The organism is Planctobacterium sp. R6, assembly GCF_055755215.1.
On sequence record NZ_JBVTQY010000022.1, the window covers coordinates 1 to 20,131 of the forward strand.

The following is a 20,131-nucleotide window of genomic DNA, read 5'->3' on the forward strand; positions in this document are numbered from 1 at the left end:
TTGTGGAACTTAATCCGGAGAGCAAAAAAGAAGCAGCTTAACGGCTTAGGCGACAACTACCTTGAAAAACGCCGAAACCAACAATTTGTTTTACCCGGCAACCCGCAAAAAGCTGGAAAAAGTCAGCAAAGCCAAACTGATTGAAATTCTGAGGGAACTCAAGTCTGACTTTAACGAAGGTGAAGATTCTGATCTGATCCCGCGCTGCTGGCACCCTCAGGATTTTTTCTCTTTCACCCGGACTCAAAACCTGTGGAATAAGGTCAACTCAGTTAAAAACTAACGCTATTTCAGACTCAGACTGAATTTGTAAAGATCGTTTTTCTTAAGGTGATAATGCTCTGCAACAATCGCTGCCGCCTTTTTAGCGGGCAACTCCGCTAATAAGGCCTGCATTAGTTGCACCGCTTCTGCCGGCAAATCACCTTCTTGCTTTTTAGCCGGTGCCAGCAACAATACAAATTCACCTTTTTCCCGTTGAGCCTCTTCTTCTAACCAGGCTACCGCCTGTTGCGCTGTTCCTTTGAAGAACTGCTCAAAGCTCTTGGTGAGTTCCTTGGCAATCACCAGTTGACGGTCTGCTTCCAACACCTCGTTGATGTGCAGCAACGTATCTTTTATGCGGCGTGGAGCTTCATAAAATATTGACGTACATGCGCTGCCCTGTACCGCTTTGAACGCATTTTCTCTGGCCTGATGTTTAACCGGTAAAAAACCTAAAAACTGAAAGGCATCGGTAGGTAGTCCGGATGCGCACAAAGCGGTGATCACGGCGCAGGCCCCCGGGATCGGCGTTACCCGGAGTCCGGCATCACGACAGGCGTTAACCAGCGGATAGCCAGGATCACTTATTAAGGGTGTTCCGGCATCAGATATCAACGCAATATCAAGACCAGACTGCAATTGTTCAATCAACCAAGATTTTTTTTGCACTTCATTGTGTTCATGCAATGCAATCATGCGTGTATCAATGGCATAATGTTGTAAAAGTCTGGCGCTATGGCGGGTATCTTCGGCAGCGATTATCGCGACATTTTGCAACACTTCGATTGCCCTGTGGGTAATATCGTTTAAATTGCCAATCGGTGTCGCGACAATGTAAAGTTGTCCATGTGTTGCCATCAAAAATGCCTGTCGTTGTAATACTGAAGTTGCATTTTAAACTATTCGCTCTATTTTGTGGTTATCTATGTTGCAAAACAAATATTTGAATCTCTTGCTTCTGGTGCTTTTATTAGCGGGATGCGGCAGTACACCGAAGAAAACCACATCGGTGCAGGCCAGCCCAACCCCAACAGAAACCCGTCATACTAACCGTTCTCCCGAAGCGTTGCTGGCCCTTGCTGAGCAGTCAGAGTCACCTGCCAGCTACCTTATCGAATTGGTTGAAACCGTGGCAAAAACACATTGCACCAAAGCCATTGATATTGCTCATTTGGTGCAAACCAGGCAATTACTGTCATCCGCACAACAGCAACAACTGGCAATTACACAATCTCAGTGTTTATTGCAAACCAGCAACTATGTTGCCACAGAAAGTATGTTAGAGAGCATTCCGGATAATTCGCCCTGGATGCAACAAAAGCACGACATGTTGTATCAGGTATACCTGGCATCAGAGCGCTGGTGGCTGGCCGCAAACTCCCTCGCCATCAGTGGGCCTTCCGATTATGCCAATGAGCTTAAGGTATGGGCCATAATGCAAAAATTGTCAGACCAGGAAATTGCAACCCACCAAAAGGAAATCAGTCGTCTCAATCCGTTGTTGCAATTACTGATTGTACAACGGCAGCTAACTCACAGTGACGAATCGGCCGACAGGCAGTTTTCCGCGTGGCAAAGTCGCTTTCCCAACCACCTTTTTGCCAGACAGCTACCTGATGATATCGCCGGGATACTCGGGCGTCCAAAAGTCAGCTTTGAGAATGTACTGGTATTATTGCCGCTCTCCGGACCAAGACAGGCACAGGGTGAAGCAATAAAAGAAGGTATTCTGGCTGCCAATTTTTCCTCCAACTTTGCAGAGCGCCAACTGGATTTTGTTGACACTCAGTCATGGACAACAGACAACCCGCCACAGCTGGATTTTACTGGCTATGATTTGGTAATTGGTCCGTTGCTGAAAGAGAATATCGATCAAATTCAAGCCCTTATTCCGGAAGGACTACCGGTACTGTTTTTAAATCGCACTGAAAACGCCTATAAACAATTGGGACAATATTATTATTCTTTGGCCCCCGAAGATGAAGCGGTGCAACTTGCTCAAAACCTGCATTTACAAGGGATCAGGCAACCCATGCTGATCGCATCGGAAAATGCCACTTATCAACGCATGAAATCCGCCTTTTCAGAAGAATGGCTGAAAAAAAACCTCAAGGCCCCGGTGATACTGGACTTTGTCGATAACAACGACGTCAGACAAGGCGTTAATGACACATTGGCACTGACCGACAGCAAAGCCCGCGTAGCGCAAATTCGCAATTTATTGCGACCGGAGCTTCATGCTTTCGAACGCAATCGCCGTGATATTGATGCCATTATTATTCTGGCGAATACCACCCAGACAGAGTTGATTAATCCACTAATTGAAGCCAGTACCAGCCCATTCGCAGAAATTATTCCGGTGTATGCCACATCCAGAAGTTTTAGCCGCAACCTGAGCAACAACGATTTGCGGGATTTGCGTAATTTGTACTTTATCGAAATGCCCTGGATGTTGGGAGAAGCGCAGTATAGCTGGTTGCAAAAACAAACCGACAAACTTTGGCCCGGTCGTCGCGATGCACTGCAACGCCTCTTCGCAATGGGTTATGATGCCTTTAATATGGCACCCTATTTACCTTTATTAGCGCAGTTTGAAAACCAGTCCTGGCAGGGCCTTACCGGCACCATCAGGCTCAACAACCTCAATCAAACAGAACGAACCATCAAGGCGGCGCAATTTACTGAACAAGAAGTGATTTTACTTGAAGGTGATTAGCGGCCTGAAGGCCAGACTCAATGGCATACGGGCTGAAAAATCGGCCCGCAACTATCTGATTAAGCAAGGGTTAACTTTTTGTGAGGCAAACTACCATTGCAAATGGGGAGAAATTGATCTTATTTTCCGTCATGCTGAGCAATGGGTTTTTGTTGAGGTAAAATCCAGAGCTTCCAGTGAGTTTGGTACTGCCGAAGAATTCTATACGCCTGGTAAACGAAAAAAGTTGCACAAGGCGATAATGCACTGGTTAAGCAGCCAGGGGCTGAATCCTGAAATCACCAACTTCAGAATTGACTTGGTGGCGATAAACGACGACAAAGTAGATTGGTACCAATGCGTCGAATAAACGAGACATAAACAATGATCGAACAAATAAAAGCAAATTTTACCGAATCCATTCAAACTAAAATTGCAGCCGCAGAAACACTGCCGGAAGTGATCCTGACCGCCGGTGGCATTTTGGTACAGGCCCTGATGAACGGCAATAAGATCCTGTCTTGTGGAAATGGTGGCTCGGCCGGTGATGCCCAGCACTTTTCTTCCGAAATGTTGAATCGCTATGAACGCGACCGCCCTAGCCTTCCGGCAATGGCCTTAACCACCGATCCTTCTACTATCACTTCGATAGCCAATGATTACAGCTACGACGAAGTGTTTTCTAAACAGGTACGGGCACTGGGCCAGCCTGGCGATATTTTGCTGGCAATATCCACCAGTGGTAACTCCCGCAACGTAATTAAGGCGATGGAAGCTGCGGTCAGCAGAGACATGAAAATCATTGCTTTAACCGGCAAAGACGGCGGTGAAATGGCCGGATTACTGGGTGCCAATGATGTAGAGATCCGCGTTCCTTCTAACCGTACAGCACGAATTCAGGAAGTGCATTTATTAGTGATCCACAATTTGTGTGAAGTCATCGACGACAGCTTATTTCCTGCTCATCACGACGAATAACCAAAATTAAAGAGGCGATTAATGAAAAAAGTTCTGTTGCTACTCGGTTCTGTTTGGCTGCTGTCTGGCTGTGCTGCCGTGCTGGTGGGCGGTGCTGCGGTGAGTACCATTACCGTCAATGAAGACCCCCGTTCTCTGGGGGCACAAATTGACGATACAACGTATGCCACGAAGATCAGAAGCGCCCTTTCCGAAACGCCGGCAATAGAAAAGAACGCCAATGTGAATGTGCACGTATACAATGGTGCAGTGTTGCTCACAGGGCAAGCACAAAACAACAATATTAAAGCTGAAGCAGAGCGTGTTGCCGCCGCGGCAGCTGACATTGTCACCGTGCACAACCAGATCCGAATCGCCAACTCAACGGCGGTTTCCACACAGGCTCACGACGTCTGGCTGTCGTCTAAGGTACGCGCCAGTTTACTGGCTAATAAACAAGTCAATTCATTAAAAATCGACGTGGTGGTGGAAGACTCCGAAGTCTTTTTAATGGGTATAGTGACCGAAGCAGAAGCACAAAGGGCCATTGATGAGGTCAGAAATATCAGTGGCGTCACCAAAGTTTTTAGTGCTTTTGAGATTAACTAGTCTTTGGGGGACTCTGCTTCCCCCATGTGCCTTTGGCACTTGAGTCCATAAGACCTAAAGGCCAAATAAGCACATCGAACACAACACCGGTTGGTTGCCTTACAAATTTAACATGGGTGTCAGCTTTAACATTCTCGCTTCCCTCAACCGAATAATTCACTTCACCGCTTCTCAACGCCGGCGTACTCTATTCGTCACATGGCAAGATGCAAAATTTATATGGATTGAGATTGTTAAAAAGTGAAGCTGAAAATGAACATTCTTAATGTTTTTAAGAGTAAAGTCACATCACTACTCAGTGAGTGTGAACAAAGTGCCAGTGAAAAACTGATTGAGCTTGCGACATTTTTTTATAAAGTCGACCAACGTGTTTCTCTGGAAGAGCAAAATTACATGGATGAACTCTTAGAAACCATAGAGTGGAAATCTTCTGTGAATATAGAGTCATACCAAACCAGTTGTATTGCCAATATAAACGGCATCACTGGAATGTCTGAAGATCAGATATATGCTTACCTTTCGAACCTTATACATGAAATATCTGAGCATGGAGCTGTAGCCAAAGCCCAAACCTTGGCAAAGGAAATATCTGACGCAGACGGTGAAATCGCAGACGATGAAGTGAAGTATTTAGACCTGGTTATGTCTTACAAGTAACCCTGCAAAAAAATCAAATGGGCCATGCTCTCTGAAATGCGATTTTCAGATTTCAGCGAAACTGTGTCAGCACTCCCATGCACGGACAATCCAGTAGGTCGGGTTTTAACCCGGATGCAGAGACGGAAGTTATACTTTTTGTCGGATTGAAGTCCGGACCAACAAATTTGGGATTCGCCCCTCAGAAAAATCACATCAGATCACTGAAGTTTACTGTTCGCACCAAACACCCACTTGCCATGCGCATTTATTGTGCGCATAATTTATATTAAGTTAGTCAAATTTGGTATATCCCTATGCGGCAAAAAATCTCTTGTAATACCACTATCAATCGTAACCTTTTAAATGAAGCCAAAAGTCTTGATATTAAACTTTCAGAAGTCTTTGAGAATGCGCTGTCGCTAGCCGTAGCCAAAAAACGAAAAGAAAGATGGCTGGCGGAGAACTCTGACGCAATCACTCAACACAATGACGAAATTAAAAGATCAGGTACATTTTCAGAAATGATTGGGCAGTTAGATGATTGAGCAATTTGCAGTTTGTTCTTATTCATCTTCACTTGTGGTTGTTCTCACAAACACTGTTTTTAATGACGTCGAAAGCATCTTAATTGCCCCCATAAAATCTTCACAAAGCAGACACCTGGTCAAGGATTTACAAATACCTTGCAGACTAGATAATCATGACTACTTTGTTGATTTGTTGGATATTGCAACAGTGTCGAAGCGACTTCTCAAAACCCGTGAAGATACAGAGCTTTCTCATCTTAGAAATTCCATCAAAGCAGGTATAGACCTCTTAATTGATGGGTTTTAGCTAACCTGTGTCAGCACTCCCATGCACGGACAATCCTGTAGATCGGGTTTTAACCCGGATGCAGAGACGGAAGTTATACTTTTTGTCGGACTGAAGTCCGGACCTATAAATTTGGGGTTCGCCCCTCAGAAAAATCACATCAGATCACTGAAGTTTGCTTTTTGCAATACTGCTACACAAGACGGCATAAAGATAAAGACCTGAAATCTAAAACAGCATTCCTAATGCCCTCACACTCAGCCACAGCAATATTGCGCAAGTAAGCATAAATAACAACTCCAGTAGCCTGACAAGCCCAGTTACCAGCTTAAGCTTTATCTTTTGCCAGAATGTCTGGGGGGTATTAACCCCCTGTAAGAAACGGTGTCCTTGCAAGGTAAAGGCAATGGATGCACTCCAGGCAAACAGCATAACCAGAGGCAGTAGCCAGGACTGATAGTCATTCCCGGCCAACAATAGCACATAGAGTACGCTTAAAAAGGTCAGCAGGGCAGTAACGGTAAACAGTGATTGCAGCGGCAACAGGGCCATTAAGAGGCGTCTCAGGGTGGTCATTAGAGTCTCCGGCAACAGTAGCGCAAAAATAAAAGGCGCCGCAGGCGCCTTTGATAATTATTTTACCACTTTCAACGTGGGCCGTCCTCTTGGCGGCTTTGGTGGATCATCGTCGTTACCGTCAGAATCCCCCTCTTCCAGCACGCTTTTTAATGAATCCAGCTCAGTGTCGGCGGAGTCAGTTTGACCGTGTTTCTCTTCTCTTGGAAACATGGTGCCGGCACCATTCTCTCTGGCATAAATAGCCAACACTGCACTTGCAGGCACCACTAGGTGCCTGGGCACTCCAGAAAATCGGGCATCAAATTCAATGTCCACATCACCTATCAGTAAATTACCACAGGCCGACGGCGAAACATTGAGTACGATTTGTCCGTCTTTGACGTACTCATCAGGCACGATCACACCTTTAAAAGTTGCATCTACCACCAGATGAGGCGTCAAATTGTTATCCACTATCCATTCGTAGTAAGCACGTATCAGATAGGGACGGTTTGATGTCATATTCACTGTCGTTTTACCATTCAAGCATTAAAGTGGATTGTGAATTTCACGTTCCTGATCAGTCAGGGATGCCTTGAATGATTCACGTTCGAAAACGCGATTCATGTAGTTTTTCACTTCGCGGCTGCCGTTGCCATTGAGCTCAATACCCAATGCCGGCAAACGCCACAACAGCGGAGCAAGATAGCAGTCCACCAGACTGAATTCTTCACTCATGAAGTAAGGCTGCTCTGCGAACAGTGGTGCCAATGCCAAAATAGACTCGCGTAACTCATTGCGATGCGCCTGAACGTCGCCTTCGCCTTTCATAATCTTTGCCGCTACGGTGTACCAGTCATTTTCAATACGGTGCATCATCAGACGGCTCTGACCGCGAGATACCGGGTAAACTGGCATCAATGGCGGGTGAGGAAAACGCTCATCCAGATATTCCATTATGATATGCGCAGTATAGAGCACCAATTCTCTGTCGATGAGGGTTGGTACCGTGCCATAAGGGTTCAGTTGTAATAAATCTTCTGGCAGATTGTTAGGATCTGCATACCCGATTTCAACCGCAACACCTTTTTCCGCAAGTACAATACGCACCTGGTGACTGTAAATATCCAGGGTGTCCGAAAACAACGTCATAATAGAACGTTTGTTAGTGGCTACCGCCATTCATTATCCTCCACAAAACTCAATCTGTTCACTGCCCGGCTTATTAGGCGGCCAGTATTATGAGACGCTAACTCTCAAAACTAAACACAAAAAGGGGCAGCGTTGCCCCTTTTTTATTCTACACGATTTGAAGCAAGATTAATGCACTTCTCTCCAATAATCTTTCTTCAGCAGGTAAACAAATACGAACAGTACCAAAATAAATACCAGGACCCATTTACCAATAGCTTTGCGCTCCAGCTGCATAGGCTCCCCGGTGTAAACCAGGAAATTAACCAGATCCAGCATTGCTGCATCGTATTCAGACGGGCTCAGCTCACCTGTACCATCGCTTTTGATGCCGACGTAACGGTCCACCATTTCACCGTCAACCATACGCTTTTCGGTGGTTTTAGACGGTGTACCTTGTAACTCCTGCAATACATGCGGCATACCAACTTCCGGGAACACCATGTTGTTAACACCGAACGGGCGGCTTTCATCAACATAGAAAGTTCTCAGATAAGTGTACAACCAGTCTGCACCGCGTACTCGGGCAACCAGAGTTAAATCCGGAGGCGGCGCACCGAACCATTCTGCTGCCGACTCAGTGGGCATTGCAGAACGAATGTAATCAGACACTTTCTCACCCGTGAACTGTAAATGTTCCTGGCCCAGCTCTTCGGGAATGCCTAAATCGTTAAAAGTGCGTTGGTAACGCTGATACTGCATCTGGTGACAACCCAGGCAGTAGTTCATGAATAACTTAGCGCCATTTTGCAATGAGGCTTTATCTGTTAAATCATAGTCTGCGTGATCCAGCGGGTAGTTGCTGCCAGCCGCAAAGACCATCGATGGAACAGCAATCAGCGCAGCAATAAGGGTATTTTTTATGTGCTTAATCATTATTTCGTCACCCTTTCTGGTAATGGCTTGGTGTCTTCATTTTTACTGTATAACCACAGCAAACCAAAGAAGCCAAAGTACATTACAGTCGCAATCTGCGAAGCAGTAATCTTCCAGTTTTCCTGTGGCGTACCGCCCAGATAACCCAGGAAGATAAAGACAATCGCAAACACAATCAGATTCCATTTGTGCAGGCCACAACGATAGCGCCATGAACGTACTTTACCGCGGTCTATCCAGGGCAGTAATACCAACATGATAATGGCTGCAAACATAGCGATAACACCCAAAAGCTTATCAGGTACCGCTTTCAATATGGCGTAGAAAGGCGTGAAGTACCAAACCGGGAAGATATGCTCAGGCGTCTTCAGCGGGTTAGCAATTTCAAAGTTAGGATGCTCAAGGAAGTAACCGCCCATATCCGGATTAAAGAACATCACATAACTAAATGCAGCGAGGAAGAAACAGAAGGCCACCATATCTTTCAATACGATATGAGGGAAGAACGGAATCACATCCTTGGTGTAATCATAGCGATTAGTGTAGTACTCATGGATGGTAAAGTCGGTTTTCTCTTCTTCCGGTAGTGTGCCTTTTGGCTTTTTAACATCAATGCCATCCGGGTTGTTCGAGCCCACTTCGTGCAGGGCCACGATATGCAGAAATACCAGAATCACGATAACCAGCGGTAGTGCTATGACGTGCAGGGCGAAGAAACGGTTTAATGTGGCACCGGAGATAACATAATCCCCCTGAATCCAAATCACCAGATCAGGACCAATCACCGGAATAGCACCGAACAGGGATACGATAACCTGTGCGCCCCAGTAGGACATCTGACCCCAGGGCAATACATAACCCATGAAGGCTTCGGCCATTAACGCCAGATAGATAAACATACCGAACAGCCAGATCAGCTCTCGCGGTTTTTGATAAGAGCCATAAATCATGCCCCGGAACATGTGCATGTACACCACCACAAAGAATGCAGATGCACCTGTGGAGTGCATATAACGCAGCATCCAGCCGTAGTCGACTTCACGCATGATGTATTCCACTGAGGCAAAAGCGCGCTCAGCAGAAGGTTCGAAGTTCATGGTTAACCAGATACCTGTAACGATCTGATTAATTAAAACGATGGTGGCAAGAAAACCAAACACATACCAAAAATTCATATTTTTGGGTGCCGGATATTGGATCGCGTGCATATTCGCAACGCGCATCATTGGAATTCGGTATTCAATCCAGTCGAGTAAGTTTTTCCACATATTATGCTACCTCCGCTTCTGAACCGATCAATACCCGGTTGTCATCCAGAAACTGATATGGCGGTACCACCAGGTTGAGTGGCGCAGGTACGCTTTGGAAAACACGACCAGCCATATCAAACTTAGAGCCATGGCACGGGCAGAAGAAGCCCTCAGGAACACCTTCCACATATTCAGCAAAGGCACCGTCTTTCAGATGCTGTGGTGAACAACCCAGGTGAGTACAAACACCCACTAACACCAGATATTCCTCTTTCAAAGAGCGGTGACGGTTTGCGGCGAACACAGGTTGCTGTGGTTCTACGGATTCAGGATCGCGTAATTGATCCTCATGACCCGCCAGCGCATCCAAAACCTCTTGTGTGCGACGTACTATCCACACGGGCTTTGAACGCCATTCAACTCGCATAAGTTGGCCGGGTTCTAATTTACTGATGTCTACTTCCACATCGGCACCGGCTGCTTTCGCACGGGCACTCGGATTCCAGGAAGCGATAAAAGGAACGGCAGCTCCGACTGCACCAACACCACCTACCACACAGGTAGACACTGTCAGAAATCGACGCCGGCCATTATCTACGGGCGCATTGCTCATCCACTTTACTCCAGAGGTCGGATATAGTGAGTTATTGTTTTCTTGCCAGATATTTGTAAGTAAATATAAAGCTTTTCCAAGTCGGCCAAAATGATAAAAGAAAAACCACACTCAACACAAGGAATTCATGGTCAAAACAACGAATTAGTCACGATTGACAGGCTTTTTACAGGTTATCGTGAAATACCTGAAGGGATATCGGTTGGCCTAACATCGGCCTAAGTGTAGCAATAAAAAACAAAAAACCCGACATGAAGTCGGGTTTTTGACAAAAAGCGAAAAATTAACGCTTGGAGAATTGTGGACGCTTACGTGCTTTATGCAGACCCACTTTCTTACGTTCAACGCGACGAGCGTCACGAGTAACGAAGCCAGCTTTGCGCAATGCAGGACGTAAAGTTTCGTCGAATTCCATTAATGCACGAGTGATACCGTGACGGATAGCACCTGCCTGACCACTGATACCGCCACCTTTAACAGTAACGTACAGGTCAAACTTGTCGCTCATTTCAACCAGCTCAAGCGGTTGACGAACAACCATACGTGCAGTTTCACGACCAAAGAATTCATCCAGTGGACGCTTGTTAACTACGATGTTGCCAGTGCCCGCACGTAAAAATACACGTGCAGTAGAGCTTTTACGACGTCCAGTACCATAATATTGATTTACAGCCATTATCTATGCTCCTTAAATATCTAACACTGTAGGTTGTTGAGCAACATGATTATGCTCAGCACCAGCGTAAACTTTCAATTTACGGAACATTGCACGACCCAAAGGACCTCTGGGCAGCATGCCTTTAACCGCTTTTTCCAAAATCATTTCTGGCTTGTGTGCCTGTAATTTAGAGAAGTTAGTCTCTTTCAGGCCGCCTGGATAACCAGAGTGCGAGTAATACATCTTGTCTTGAGCTTTGTTACCAGTAACAGTCAGCTTCTCAACATTTACTACTACGATGTAATCGCCAGTATCCATGTGAGGAGTATACTCTGGCTTATGCTTGCCACGAAGACGACGAGCAATCTCAGTTGCTAAACGTCCTAAAGTTTTGTCTGTGGCGTCTACCACGAACCACTCACGTTTGATCGTGCTTGGTGTTGCTACAAAAGTTTTCATTAATCTTTACCCAAAAAGATTTGATTCAAAAAAATCTGTTACCTCAAACCGGATAACAGTCGCCATGCTATTGAACGGAAAACCCCTTCGAGTCGGTTCAATTTCGGCACATTCCCTGTTGCCATTAACGGGCAGGGCGCGAATTATACAGATTTTAATCGTAAAAGCACGTTTAAATTTTAAGCTTTTTTCACCTGAGCGGGCTTCTGTTGGGCGAACATGCCATTTATCTTCGAGCAGGCAAGCAAAGTGCTAACGGCTACCCGCGCCGCCTGACACAAGTCACACCAGCAATGATTTCCCTCTAAGGCAGATGCTGAGTTGCGAGATAATCATGAGATTGCATTTCCTTTAACCGGCTGATGCAACGCTTAAACTCAAATGAAAGCTGCCCCTGAGTATAAAGTTCGTCAATGGCCACCTCGGCAGAGATAATCAATTTTACATTGCGCTCATAAAACTCATCCACCATAGCGATAAAACGACGGGCGATATCATCCACCTGTTGATTCATTTGTTTGACGTTGGCCAGCAGTACCGAATGATAACAACGGCTTATCTCCATATAATCGGTTTGGCTGCGGGGGCCACCGCACAATACATCAAACTCAAACATCACCACGCCATCGGCATTGCGTTCCGCCTGAACCTGTCGCCCGGCAATGTTCAGCATCGCCTCAGTTTCACAGGATTCCGGGGCCAGTTGTCCAAAATAGTGATGCAGGTTTTTATCTGCATCATCATCCAGCGGATAATGATAAATTTCCGCCTGCTCCAGGGTGCGCAGACGATAGTCAACGCCGCTGTCAACATTGATGATTCGGGTATTCTGCTCAATCAGATCGATAGCAGGTAAAAAACGCGCCCGCTGCAGACCATTGCGGTACAACCCCTGCGGCTCAATATTGGAGGTGGCCACCAACACAATTCCCTGAGCAAACAATTCTTCCATCAGGGTGCCCAGGATCATGGCATCGGTTATGTCTGACACAAAAAATTCGTCAAAACAGATGATGTCGGTTTCGTCGGCAAACTGTTTGGCCACGATTTTAAGTGGATCGGATTTGCCCGCCAGGGTTTTCAGTTCACTGTGTACCCGGTGCATAAAACGATGAAAATGCACCCGCATTTTGCGTTCACCAGGCAAGCAGTCATAAAAGGTATCCACCAGGTAGGTTTTACCTCGCCCAACCCCGCCCCAAAAGTAAATCCCCTGGGTCGTGGGCTTGTTCATGCCTTTGCCGAAGGCCGCTTTAATTTTTACCCGCCAGGTTTTCTTTTGCTTCGGATGAGTTAATTCGTCATACAGACGTTGTAATTCTTTAACTGCATTTTCCTGCGCCGAATCATACTGAAAATCCGCAGATTTCAAATCTTGTTGATACTTTTCCAACGGCGTCATGTGCAACATATTCCGACAGTCCTGATAATGTGGTTCAGTTCAAAGGCGCCTGATTATATGCGCTTACAAATAAAAAATGCACATTAACGCACAATTTATATGCTGTTGGCAGAAGTCCGTCTTGTTGAAAGGCGCCCGCAACCGCATAATTGCGCTGGTATTTTAAAATTTGTGTTATGCTCAAATGAGTTGTTAGCGAGGTGTATTATGGATTGGTTAATCGGAATCGTATTATTAATTGCCGGTATCGGGATCGGTGTATTTATCGGAAAAACACTCTTTGAGCCAAAGCGTCCTGACGCCAATGAAGAAGCCAAAGAAAAATCAGAAAAACAGTTGATTGCCGAGCAAGCCAACATTCATATTTCCGAAACGCAGTCTGCCCTGGGGAAAATTCAGGAGCAGTGCGCAGTATTGGCCGAGCAGTTAAATCACTATCGATTAATTATTGATGAAACCACCACCGACAAAGAACTGAATCAACTGGAGTACTTTCATCAGCAAGCCACTTTGCACTTGAAAACCCAGAAGAAAGAACCCAAAAAAGAACGGAATACAGATTATCAGCCTCTGGATTACTCAGAGGGACAATCTGGCCTGTTCGCGGGTGACGCAAAAAAACATTCTGAAACATCTTAACAGCAAGGGTTTAGGAACTTAGGCGCGTCACTCAGGTCTTTATGAGAGTTATATCATCGGAGAAAATGAAACAATGAAAATGCGCATTTGGTCCGCCTGGACTCGAATCATATGCCTAAGTTTAGTGGTGGGACTATCCTCAGCCAGCCAGGCTGCCCTGCCCTTTTTAGGTGGTGACAATGACGTGCCGACACTGGCACCCATGTTGGAAAAAACCACCCCCGCTGTGGTCAGCATATCTGTTGAAGGCACACAAAAAATTCGCCAACGGGTACCTGATTTGTTCCGTTATTTTTATGGCCCTAACTCCCCCAGAGAACAGGTGCAGGAAAAACCGTTCACCGGTCTTGGCAGTGGTGTCATTATTGATGCTGAAAATGGTTACATCGTTACCAATGCTCATGTCGTCGACAATGCCGACGAAATCACCGTGTTATTGAGTGACGGTCGCGAACTGGAAGCCAAAAAGCTCGGTGAAGACAAAGACTCAGATATCGCTTTGTTAAAAGTAGAAGCCGACAAACTGATTGATATCAAACTGGCAGACTCGGATGAGCTGCGGGTTGGCGATTTTGTTGTGGCCATTGGCAACCCCTTTGGTATCGGGCAAACAGTAACATCCGGTATCGTCAGTGCTTTAAGCCGTTCTTCGGCACTGGGGATCAATGCCCTGGAAAACTATATTCAGACTGATGCCGCGATTAATCGCGGAAATTCCGGTGGTGCTCTGGTGAATCTGAAAGGCCAACTGGTGGGTATCAATACTGCCATTGTTGCCCCTACCGGCGGTAACGTGGGCATCGGATTTGCCATTCCCAGCAATATGATGAAAAGCTTAGTAGATCAACTGATCCAGTTTGGTGAAGTACGTCGCGGATTGCTGGGTATTACGGGCGGCAATGTTGACTCTGGTCTCGCTGAGGCAATGGACTTAAGCGTCAGCAAAGGGGCTTATGTCAGCCAGGTATCCCCGGATTCAGCCGCAGACAAAGGTGGCCTGAAAGCCGGTGACGTGATTGTTTCCCTGAATGGTCGCTCGGTATCCAGCTTCAGCGAATTACGCGCTAAAATCGCGACACTCGGCGCCGGGGCGACTGTTGAAATTGGGGTGATCCGCGAAGGCAAAGAAATGGACATTTCGGTAACCCTGGATGACTCTACCGAATCCAATGTCGCGGCACAGGACATTCACCCGGCATTCCAGGGCGCGACCTTTGCCGATGGTACCACGGAAGATGGTGAAGCAGGTGTCGAAGTCACAGAAGTTGAACCGCGCTCCTACGCAAACCGTTTAGGTCTGGAACAGGGCGATATTATTGTCGGTATAAACCGCAATCGCATCACCAACGTAGCAGATTTGCGCCGCTACCTGAACGATTTTGAAAGAGGGGTTCTGGCCCTGAATGTGCGTCGTGGTGAATCATCCCTGTACGTGGTCATTCGCTAACACAACATCAGCATCGCTGAGCAGTGCTAAATGCACTGCTCAAGTGCTTCCCATATTGATTCAAACTGAATCAATGCTATTCTAGGCCCCGCTACAATCGCGGGGGTTAGCTTGAAAAACTCAATTTTCTTTATCATTAAATCCATCTTACTGGGTATTGCTGTATCGATAATTTTATTGCTACTGATCCCACAATTACGCAATGGCAACCAGCTACAGATGAGCAATATCTTTCCCGGAGATATGCCTAAAAAGGTGAGTTTTGCCGAAGCAATAAATCGCTCCGCTCCAGCCGTTGTTAATATCTACAGTCAGAAAACCATTCGACGCTCCGCGTTGTTTCGCAACAATGAAGTCGAGCGCACCTCACTGGGTTCCGGCGTTATTATGAGTGATAACGGCTACATATTGACCTGTCTGCATGTTATTGCAGGGGCCGACTCCATTGAAGTCATTGTGGCTGAACAAAGCCGTATTTATGAAGCCCAGGTAATTGGCTCCGATCCCCTCACCGATTTAGCCGTGTTGAAAATCAATGCTGATAATCTGCCGGTTATTCCGCAACTGGAAGAATCCAACAAAACCCAGGTGGGTGATTTAGTGTTAGCCATTGGCAACCCTTACAATCTGGGACAAACCATCACCCAGGGTATTATCAGTGCCACCGGTCGCTCTGAGGTGAGCCAGTTAGGCATAGGCGGCCACCGCAACTTTATTCAGATGGATGCCACCCTAAACCAGGGTAATTCCGGTGGGGCCCTGGTAGACAGCAATGGTTACCTGGTAGGCATCAACAATGCCAATTACAAGATTTTAGAAGGGGGTCAACCGAAAGACGTGCCCGGTGTATTTTTTGCGGTACCGTCTCAAATGGCTCAAAAGGTGATGCGTGACATTATCAGCAAAGGCCGCGTTATCCGGGGTTATGCAGGTCTGCAAGGCAGTGATCACGAGATTGCCGGGGTGATTATTATCGGCGTGGAAAACCGCAGCCCGGCATCCAGAGCCGGTATTCAGGTGAGTGATGTATTGATCAGTGTCAATGGCGCTACAATCAACAGCGCCCTGGAAGTGCAGTCCATTGTGGCCAATACCCTACCGGGAACCACCCTGGACTTTGAAGTAAAACGCGGTGGTGAAACCATCGTTTTACCGGTCGTCATTGGCGACTTAGACAGCGTATTGCGGGCCGGTTAGTACTGGCTACAGAAATAACGAGGCACCCGAAGGTGCCTGCAATGATAAAAGGTTTTAACTGATTCGGGTAATGTCAGCCCCGAGGCCCCGGAGCTTTTTCTCTATTTTTTCATAACCGCGATCCAGGTGATAGATCCTATCCACCAGGGTTTCACCGGTTGCGGCTGTCAAACCGGCAATGATCAGGCTTGCCGAAGCACGTAAATCGGTAGCCATTACCTGGGCACCACTTAATACTGAATTGCCTTTGGTAATTGCGCTGTGTCCCTCCAGCGCAATATCTGCTCCCATGCGCTGCAATTCCGGTACGTGCATAAAACGATTCTCAAAAATTGTTTCCGTGACGGTGCCGGTGCCTTCTGCTACCGCGTTTAATGCCACAAACTGCGCCTGCATATCGGTCGGAAAGCCCGGGTGTGGAGCGGTACTGATCTGTACACTTTTAGGTTGCCTTCCCTGCATATCCAGACTGATCCAGTCTTTCCCGGTTTCAATCACAGCCCCGGTTTTGCTGAGTTTACGTAAAACCACTTCCAGACTGTCAGGCGCTGCATTCTGACACAGCACTTTGCCACGGGTAGCAGCTGCAGCGACCAGAAAGGTGCCGGTTTCAATCCGGTCTGGTAAGACTTTATGCTGGCATCCACCCAGTTGTGCACGGCCCTTAATATGGATAGTGGCCGATCCCGCTCCGGTAATTTGTGCGCCCATCGCCTGCAGACACAAGGCTAAATCGGTTATCTCAGGCTCTCTGGCCGCATTTTCGATAACGGTTTCACCCTCTGCCAGTGTGGCCGCCATCATCAGGTTTTCGGTGGCGCCAACACTGACTTTGTCCATCACAATATGCGCGCCTTGTAAACGCCCGTTCACTGTGGCCCGAATGTAACCATTGGCAACTTCAATACTGGCGCCCATTTGTTCCAGGCCTTCCAGGTGCAAATTCACCGGTCTGGCACCAATGGCACAGCCTCCAGGCAAAGACACATTGGCTTCCCCAAAGCGGGCTAACAATGGTCCCAGCACCAGGATTGAGGCCCGCATGGTTTTGACCAGATCGTACGACGCCGTGTGGTTATTTACAGAGGCCGGGTTGATATGGACATCGCCATCTTCGGCTCTGAATGCCTCAGCGCCCAGTTGCTGTAACAGTGCCAGGCTGGTATTCACATCTCGTAAAAAAGGCACATTGCTGAAAACACAGCGTTCAGTCGTCAGCAAACTGGCGAGCAGGATGGGCAGCGCCGCATTTTTCGCCCCCGAAATGGTGACCGTGCCAGATAAAGGCTGGCCGCCTTTGATGAGTAATTTATCCATGAATAATCCGGTGGGAAAAAGGTGAACGAAAGTAAAAGAGGAATTAACTCAGATCGGGGAACAGTAATTTTTTGTCTTTTTGCCACTGCGCCTCGGTGAAGGTTTTCATCGTCAGCGCGTGCAACTCGCCGCTGGAAATATGGCTTTGCAATGGACCATAAATCATTTGTTGTTTTTTAATCCGGCTAACACCGTCAAAACAATCGCCCACGGCTATCACCTGAAAGTGGGAACCATCACCGTCCACTTTCACAAAGCTCAGTGGTAAATTGTCTTGTAAAATCGCTTCTATCTGTTGTGGATCCATTTTATGACCTGTCTGTTTTAGTCTATTTCAAGCAGTTTATCAGCATCGCTCAGTTTACTCAGCTTTTTTAACGCATTGGGTACATTGAGCAGCTGCAGTGATTTACCCGATTTTTTCAGGTTAGCTTTGAGATTAATTAACCAGGCCAGGCCCGCCGTATCATTGTTTTCAGCGGCTGCCAGATCCAGCTTTACAACCTCGTTAAACTGGCTCAGCAACGGCACTATCTGCTTGTCTGCGCAAGGGACTGACTCGATAGTCAGGCTGCCTTCTGGTTTCAGGCAACCCTCGTGATAAGTCAGGGTAATTTTGTCGACTGATTTAAGCATCATTATCCAGTGTAATTTTTTGAGCGTTCTTTTCTTGCATAATGGCGATCACTTTTTCGATACCTTCCTGACGCAAAATCGACTCGAATTCGCTGCGCTTGCTGGACAAGACACTGATCCCTTCCGCCACCATGTCATAGGCCTTCCACTCTTTGGTTTTGCTGTTTTTGCGTACTTTGAATGCAATTTTGATGTCCGGACGCTCGGTATCTTTGACGATAGCGCGCACCGTTACCGCTTTTTTACCATCGAAATCTTTCTCCGGTTCAAAGACCACATCCTGACCTTCGTATTGCGCCAAAGCCACCGCATAAGTAGCAATCAGGTACTTGCGAAACTCTTCAAAGAAGGTCGGAATTTGCTTGCGGGGCACCGACTTAAAGTGCTTACCCAACACTTTGGCACCGGCAAATTTGTAATCGATATAGGGCAATAATTCCTCTTCAACCACAACTTTCAGCAAGTCAGGATCCTGTTGAATAGTAGCCTGTTCCGCTTTGATGCGAGAAAATGTTTTTGTCGCTACTTCTTGTAAAATTTTATAGGGATTTTCGTCTGCTATCGCGCCCAGCGAGAACATCGACAGGCATAGCAGCCATCCCAATTTTTTAAACCACATGTTATTGCCCTCAAATATCATTTTTAATCTGTATTATTCATCGTTTCGGCTGAACAGGAACTGACCGATCAGATCTTCCAGTACCAACGCAGACTTAGTATCTTCGATGAAATCGCCAGGTTTCAGGGTGTCTACACCATCAAATGAAAAACCCGGTTGAAAACCCACATATTGCTCACCCAGCAGCCCGGAGGTCAAAATCGACACCGAACTGGTATCAGGGAAATCACCATATTCCTGACTAATAACCAGTTTCACTACAGGGGTGAAATCGTCTTTATCCAGCGAAATACTGTCGACTCGACCGATGATCACACCGCCCACCTTCACCGCTGAGCGCGCTTTCAGCCCGCCAATATTGTCAAACTTGGCAAACAGCTCATACGTTTCGCCCGAGCCTTGCATACCCTGATCAGCGACTTTCAAGGCCAACATCAAAAATGCGGCTACCGCCAGCGAAACAAACAATCCAACAGCAATTTCCATTTTACGAGAATTCATTAATGAGCTCCTATTCAGTTCCGAACATTACAGCGGTTAAAACAAAATCCAGTCCCAGTACCGCAAGCGACGAGTGCACCACAGTTTGCGTTGTCGCTTTACTAATCCCTTCAGAGGTAGGAATGGAGTCATAACCATTGAATACCGCTATCCAGGTAACAACAATGGCAAACACCACGCTTTTGATGACGCCATTCATAATATCTTCATTCAGGTCCACGGCAGATTGCATGATTGACCAATAACTGCCGGCATCGACACCCAGCCAGTCAACACCAACCAGATGACCGCCTAAAATACCAATAGCACTGAAAATAAGTGCCAACATTGGCATGGTCAGAATGCCCGCCCATAATCGGGGAGCGATAACCTGACGAAGCGGGTCTACCGCCATCATTTCCAAACTGCTGAGCTGTTCTGTGGCTTTCATCAGACCGATTTCTGCCGTCAGTGCTGAACCGGCCCGCCCGGCAAACAATAGCGCCGTGACCACCGGCCCAAGTTCCCGTAACAGAGACAATGCTACCATTGGCCCCAGGCTTTCTTCGGCACCGTAATTTACCAGCACGGTATAGCCCTGCAGGCCCATCACCATGCCGATGAACAATCCAGATACCAGGATAATCAACAAGGATTGCACACCAACCACATACATTTGTTTAATGGTCAGCGGAATCGATTTCATCGGTCTTGGACGGGCGACAATGGCGCCCCAAAACATCACTGACGCACGACCTATCCGGGTTATTCCATCGATAGTATTGCGTCCGGTCCTTGCAAAAAACTCCATA

Annotated in this window: 27 protein-coding genes; 11 read left to right on the forward strand and 16 right to left on the reverse strand. The window is 46.9% G+C overall.

Annotation, left to right across the window (positions count from 1 at the left end):
• Window positions 1-61: 61 nt before the first annotated feature.
• Complete coding sequence (locus AC0J20_RS14100) at window positions 62-283, forward strand: hypothetical protein (RefSeq protein ID WP_473022152.1); 222 nt, start codon at window positions 62-64, stop codon at window positions 281-283.
• Between the two features lie 2 nt (window positions 284-285).
• On the opposite strand, the gene rsmI is transcribed toward AC0J20_RS14100, so the two are convergent.
• On the reverse strand, window positions 286-1,122 hold the full coding sequence (rsmI, locus tag AC0J20_RS14105) for a 16S rRNA (cytidine(1402)-2'-O)-methyltransferase (RefSeq protein ID WP_473022153.1): 837 nt from the start codon (window positions 1,120-1,122) through the stop codon (window positions 286-288).
• Between the two features lie 67 nt (window positions 1,123-1,189).
• On the opposite strand from rsmI, the gene AC0J20_RS14110 reads away from it, so the two are divergent.
• From AC0J20_RS14110 to AC0J20_RS14140, 7 genes are all read left to right on the forward strand, one after another.
• Window positions 1,190-2,980 carry a penicillin-binding protein activator gene (locus tag AC0J20_RS14110; protein WP_473022154.1) on the forward strand — a complete coding sequence of 597 codons (1,791 nt, stop codon included), beginning with the start codon at window positions 1,190-1,192 and terminating at the stop codon, window positions 2,978-2,980.
• The gene (locus AC0J20_RS14115) at window positions 2,973-3,329 is read left to right on the forward strand and encodes a YraN family protein (protein ID WP_229528884.1); all 357 of its coding nucleotides are present in this window, start codon (window positions 2,973-2,975) and stop codon (window positions 3,327-3,329) included. The genes AC0J20_RS14110 and AC0J20_RS14115 overlap by 8 nt, the downstream gene beginning before the upstream one ends.
• Window positions 3,330-3,343: 14 nt before the next feature.
• On the forward strand, window positions 3,344-3,937 hold the full coding sequence (locus AC0J20_RS14120; protein ID WP_229528149.1) for a phosphoheptose isomerase: 594 nt from the start codon (window positions 3,344-3,346) through the stop codon (window positions 3,935-3,937).
• Between the two features lie 21 nt (window positions 3,938-3,958).
• A complete protein-coding gene (locus AC0J20_RS14125) occupies window positions 3,959-4,525 on the forward strand; it encodes a BON domain-containing protein (protein ID WP_229528148.1) in 567 nt (188 codons plus the stop codon).
• Window positions 4,526-4,777: 252 nt separating this feature from the next.
• Complete coding sequence (locus AC0J20_RS14130) at window positions 4,778-5,182, forward strand: hypothetical protein (RefSeq protein ID WP_473022155.1); 405 nt, start codon at window positions 4,778-4,780, stop codon at window positions 5,180-5,182.
• Window positions 5,183-5,478: 296 nt separating this feature from the next.
• The gene (locus AC0J20_RS14135; RefSeq protein ID WP_473022156.1) at window positions 5,479-5,709 is read left to right on the forward strand and encodes a type II toxin-antitoxin system CcdA family antitoxin; all 231 of its coding nucleotides are present in this window, start codon (window positions 5,479-5,481) and stop codon (window positions 5,707-5,709) included.
• Window positions 5,702-5,998 carry a hypothetical protein gene (locus tag AC0J20_RS14140; RefSeq protein ID WP_473022157.1) on the forward strand — a complete coding sequence of 99 codons (297 nt, stop codon included), beginning with the start codon at window positions 5,702-5,704 and terminating at the stop codon, window positions 5,996-5,998. Before AC0J20_RS14135 ends, AC0J20_RS14140 begins: the two co-directional genes overlap by 8 nt.
• 207 nt (window positions 5,999-6,205) lie before the next feature.
• Here the strand turns inward: AC0J20_RS14140 and AC0J20_RS14145 are convergent, their stop codons facing one another.
• From AC0J20_RS14145 to zapE, 9 genes are all read right to left on the reverse strand, one after another.
• Window positions 6,206-6,553: a hypothetical protein gene (locus AC0J20_RS14145; protein WP_229528139.1), complete on the reverse strand. Its 348-nt coding sequence runs from the start codon at window positions 6,551-6,553 to the stop codon at window positions 6,206-6,208.
• 57 nt (window positions 6,554-6,610) lie between these two features.
• Window positions 6,611-7,057: a ClpXP protease specificity-enhancing factor gene (locus tag AC0J20_RS14150; RefSeq protein ID WP_229528138.1), complete on the reverse strand. Its 447-nt coding sequence runs from the start codon at window positions 7,055-7,057 to the stop codon at window positions 6,611-6,613.
• A 27-nt stretch (window positions 7,058-7,084) separates the two neighbouring features.
• A complete protein-coding gene (gene sspA, locus AC0J20_RS14155; protein WP_229528137.1) occupies window positions 7,085-7,717 on the reverse strand; it encodes a stringent starvation protein SspA in 633 nt (210 codons plus the stop codon).
• 138 nt (window positions 7,718-7,855) lie between these two features.
• Window positions 7,856-8,602 carry a cytochrome c1 gene (locus tag AC0J20_RS14160; RefSeq protein ID WP_229528136.1) on the reverse strand — a complete coding sequence of 249 codons (747 nt, stop codon included), beginning with the start codon at window positions 8,600-8,602 and terminating at the stop codon, window positions 7,856-7,858.
• On the reverse strand, window positions 8,602-9,870 hold the full coding sequence (locus AC0J20_RS14165; protein ID WP_473022158.1) for a cytochrome b: 1,269 nt from the start codon (window positions 9,868-9,870) through the stop codon (window positions 8,602-8,604). The genes AC0J20_RS14160 and AC0J20_RS14165 overlap by 1 nt, the downstream gene beginning before the upstream one ends.
• 1 nt (window position 9,871) lies before the next feature.
• The gene (gene petA, locus AC0J20_RS14170) at window positions 9,872-10,465 is read right to left on the reverse strand and encodes a ubiquinol-cytochrome c reductase iron-sulfur subunit (RefSeq protein ID WP_229528134.1); all 594 of its coding nucleotides are present in this window, start codon (window positions 10,463-10,465) and stop codon (window positions 9,872-9,874) included.
• 283 nt (window positions 10,466-10,748) lie between these two features.
• Window positions 10,749-11,141 carry a 30S ribosomal protein S9 gene (gene rpsI / locus AC0J20_RS14175; RefSeq protein WP_229528133.1) on the reverse strand — a complete coding sequence of 131 codons (393 nt, stop codon included), beginning with the start codon at window positions 11,139-11,141 and terminating at the stop codon, window positions 10,749-10,751.
• A 12-nt stretch (window positions 11,142-11,153) separates the two neighbouring features.
• Complete coding sequence (rplM, locus tag AC0J20_RS14180) at window positions 11,154-11,582, reverse strand: 50S ribosomal protein L13 (RefSeq protein WP_229528132.1); 429 nt, start codon at window positions 11,580-11,582, stop codon at window positions 11,154-11,156.
• Between the two features lie 304 nt (window positions 11,583-11,886).
• Complete coding sequence (gene zapE / locus AC0J20_RS14185) at window positions 11,887-12,984, reverse strand: cell division protein ZapE (protein WP_324255604.1); 1,098 nt, start codon at window positions 12,982-12,984, stop codon at window positions 11,887-11,889.
• A 207-nt stretch (window positions 12,985-13,191) separates the two neighbouring features.
• On the opposite strand from zapE, the gene AC0J20_RS14190 reads away from it, so the two are divergent.
• The 3 genes from AC0J20_RS14190 (at window position 13,192) to AC0J20_RS14200 (ending at window position 16,267) form a co-directional block, all read left to right on the forward strand.
• Complete coding sequence (locus AC0J20_RS14190) at window positions 13,192-13,623, forward strand: ZapG family protein (RefSeq protein ID WP_473022159.1); 432 nt, start codon at window positions 13,192-13,194, stop codon at window positions 13,621-13,623.
• Between the two features lie 73 nt (window positions 13,624-13,696).
• On the forward strand, window positions 13,697-15,070 hold the full coding sequence (locus AC0J20_RS14195; RefSeq protein WP_473022160.1) for a DegQ family serine endoprotease: 1,374 nt from the start codon (window positions 13,697-13,699) through the stop codon (window positions 15,068-15,070).
• Window positions 15,071-15,181: 111 nt separating this feature from the next.
• On the forward strand, window positions 15,182-16,267 hold the full coding sequence (locus tag AC0J20_RS14200; RefSeq protein WP_473022161.1) for a trypsin-like peptidase domain-containing protein: 1,086 nt from the start codon (window positions 15,182-15,184) through the stop codon (window positions 16,265-16,267).
• 54 nt (window positions 16,268-16,321) lie between these two features.
• On the opposite strand, the gene murA is transcribed toward AC0J20_RS14200, so the two are convergent.
• The 6 genes from murA to mlaE are packed head-to-tail and all read right to left on the reverse strand — an operon-like array spanning window position 16,322 to window position 20,130.
• A complete protein-coding gene (murA, locus tag AC0J20_RS14205) occupies window positions 16,322-17,584 on the reverse strand; it encodes a UDP-N-acetylglucosamine 1-carboxyvinyltransferase (protein ID WP_473022162.1) in 1,263 nt (420 codons plus the stop codon).
• 43 nt (window positions 17,585-17,627) lie between these two features.
• Window positions 17,628-17,891, reverse strand: coding sequence for a BolA family protein (locus AC0J20_RS14210; RefSeq protein WP_229528126.1), 264 nt, complete (start codon window positions 17,889-17,891; stop codon window positions 17,628-17,630).
• A gap of 17 nt (window positions 17,892-17,908) precedes the next feature.
• Window positions 17,909-18,220: an STAS domain-containing protein gene (locus AC0J20_RS14215; protein WP_229528125.1), complete on the reverse strand. Its 312-nt coding sequence runs from the start codon at window positions 18,218-18,220 to the stop codon at window positions 17,909-17,911.
• Complete coding sequence (gene mlaC, locus AC0J20_RS14220; protein WP_473022163.1) at window positions 18,213-18,839, reverse strand: phospholipid-binding protein MlaC; 627 nt, start codon at window positions 18,837-18,839, stop codon at window positions 18,213-18,215. Before mlaC ends, AC0J20_RS14215 begins: the two co-directional genes overlap by 8 nt.
• A 33-nt stretch (window positions 18,840-18,872) precedes the next feature.
• Window positions 18,873-19,340, reverse strand: coding sequence for an outer membrane lipid asymmetry maintenance protein MlaD (gene mlaD, locus AC0J20_RS14225; RefSeq protein ID WP_473022164.1), 468 nt, complete (start codon window positions 19,338-19,340; stop codon window positions 18,873-18,875).
• Window positions 19,341-19,350: 10 nt separating this feature from the next.
• The gene (mlaE, locus tag AC0J20_RS14230) at window positions 19,351-20,130 is read right to left on the reverse strand and encodes a lipid asymmetry maintenance ABC transporter permease subunit MlaE (protein WP_229528123.1); all 780 of its coding nucleotides are present in this window, start codon (window positions 20,128-20,130) and stop codon (window positions 19,351-19,353) included.
• Window position 20,131: the final 1 nt, after the last annotated feature.

Excerpts from the sequence above, each read along its gene's own strand:
- AC0J20_RS14145 (WP_229528139.1), bottom strand. The coding sequence starts at position 6,553 with ATGACCACCCTGAGACGCCTCTTAATGGCCCTGTTGCCGCTGCAATCA.
- zapE (WP_324255604.1), bottom strand. The coding sequence starts at position 12,984 with ATGACGCCGTTGGAAAAGTATCAACAAGATTTGAAATCTGCGGATTTT.
- AC0J20_RS14160 (WP_229528136.1), bottom strand. The coding sequence starts at position 8,602 with ATGATTAAGCACATAAAAAATACCCTTATTGCTGCGCTGATTGCTGTT.
- murA (WP_473022162.1), bottom strand. The coding sequence starts at position 17,584 with ATGGATAAATTACTCATCAAAGGCGGCCAGCCTTTATCTGGCACGGTC.
- AC0J20_RS14110 (WP_473022154.1), top strand. The coding sequence starts at position 1,190 with ATGTTGCAAAACAAATATTTGAATCTCTTGCTTCTGGTGCTTTTATTA.
- rsmI (WP_473022153.1), bottom strand. The coding sequence starts at position 1,122 with ATGGCAACACATGGACAACTTTACATTGTCGCGACACCGATTGGCAAT.
- AC0J20_RS14190 (WP_473022159.1), top strand. The coding sequence starts at position 13,192 with ATGGATTGGTTAATCGGAATCGTATTATTAATTGCCGGTATCGGGATC.
- AC0J20_RS14195 (WP_473022160.1), top strand. The coding sequence starts at position 13,697 with ATGAAAATGCGCATTTGGTCCGCCTGGACTCGAATCATATGCCTAAGT.
- mlaD (WP_473022164.1), bottom strand. The coding sequence starts at position 19,340 with ATGAATTCTCGTAAAATGGAAATTGCTGTTGGATTGTTTGTTTCGCTG.
- rplM (WP_229528132.1), bottom strand. The coding sequence starts at position 11,582 with ATGAAAACTTTTGTAGCAACACCAAGCACGATCAAACGTGAGTGGTTC.
- AC0J20_RS14140 (WP_473022157.1), top strand. The coding sequence starts at position 5,702 with ATGATTGAGCAATTTGCAGTTTGTTCTTATTCATCTTCACTTGTGGTT.
- AC0J20_RS14130 (WP_473022155.1), top strand. The coding sequence starts at position 4,778 with ATGAACATTCTTAATGTTTTTAAGAGTAAAGTCACATCACTACTCAGT.
- sspA (WP_229528137.1), bottom strand. The coding sequence starts at position 7,717 with ATGGCGGTAGCCACTAACAAACGTTCTATTATGACGTTGTTTTCGGAC.
- AC0J20_RS14215 (WP_229528125.1), bottom strand. The coding sequence starts at position 18,220 with ATGCTTAAATCAGTCGACAAAATTACCCTGACTTATCACGAGGGTTGC.
- AC0J20_RS14210 (WP_229528126.1), bottom strand. The coding sequence starts at position 17,891 with ATGGATCCACAACAGATAGAAGCGATTTTACAAGACAATTTACCACTG.
- AC0J20_RS14125 (WP_229528148.1), top strand. The coding sequence starts at position 3,959 with ATGAAAAAAGTTCTGTTGCTACTCGGTTCTGTTTGGCTGCTGTCTGGC.
- AC0J20_RS14135 (WP_473022156.1), top strand. The coding sequence starts at position 5,479 with ATGCGGCAAAAAATCTCTTGTAATACCACTATCAATCGTAACCTTTTA.
- AC0J20_RS14120 (WP_229528149.1), top strand. The coding sequence starts at position 3,344 with ATGATCGAACAAATAAAAGCAAATTTTACCGAATCCATTCAAACTAAA.
- mlaE (WP_229528123.1), bottom strand. The coding sequence starts at position 20,130 with ATGGAGTTTTTTGCAAGGACCGGACGCAATACTATCGATGGAATAACC.
- petA (WP_229528134.1), bottom strand. The coding sequence starts at position 10,465 with ATGAGCAATGCGCCCGTAGATAATGGCCGGCGTCGATTTCTGACAGTG.
- AC0J20_RS14165 (WP_473022158.1), bottom strand. The coding sequence starts at position 9,870 with ATGTGGAAAAACTTACTCGACTGGATTGAATACCGAATTCCAATGATG.
- rpsI (WP_229528133.1), bottom strand. The coding sequence starts at position 11,141 with ATGGCTGTAAATCAATATTATGGTACTGGACGTCGTAAAAGCTCTACT.
- mlaC (WP_473022163.1), bottom strand. The coding sequence starts at position 18,839 with ATGTGGTTTAAAAAATTGGGATGGCTGCTATGCCTGTCGATGTTCTCG.
- AC0J20_RS14150 (WP_229528138.1), bottom strand. The coding sequence starts at position 7,057 with ATGACATCAAACCGTCCCTATCTGATACGTGCTTACTACGAATGGATA.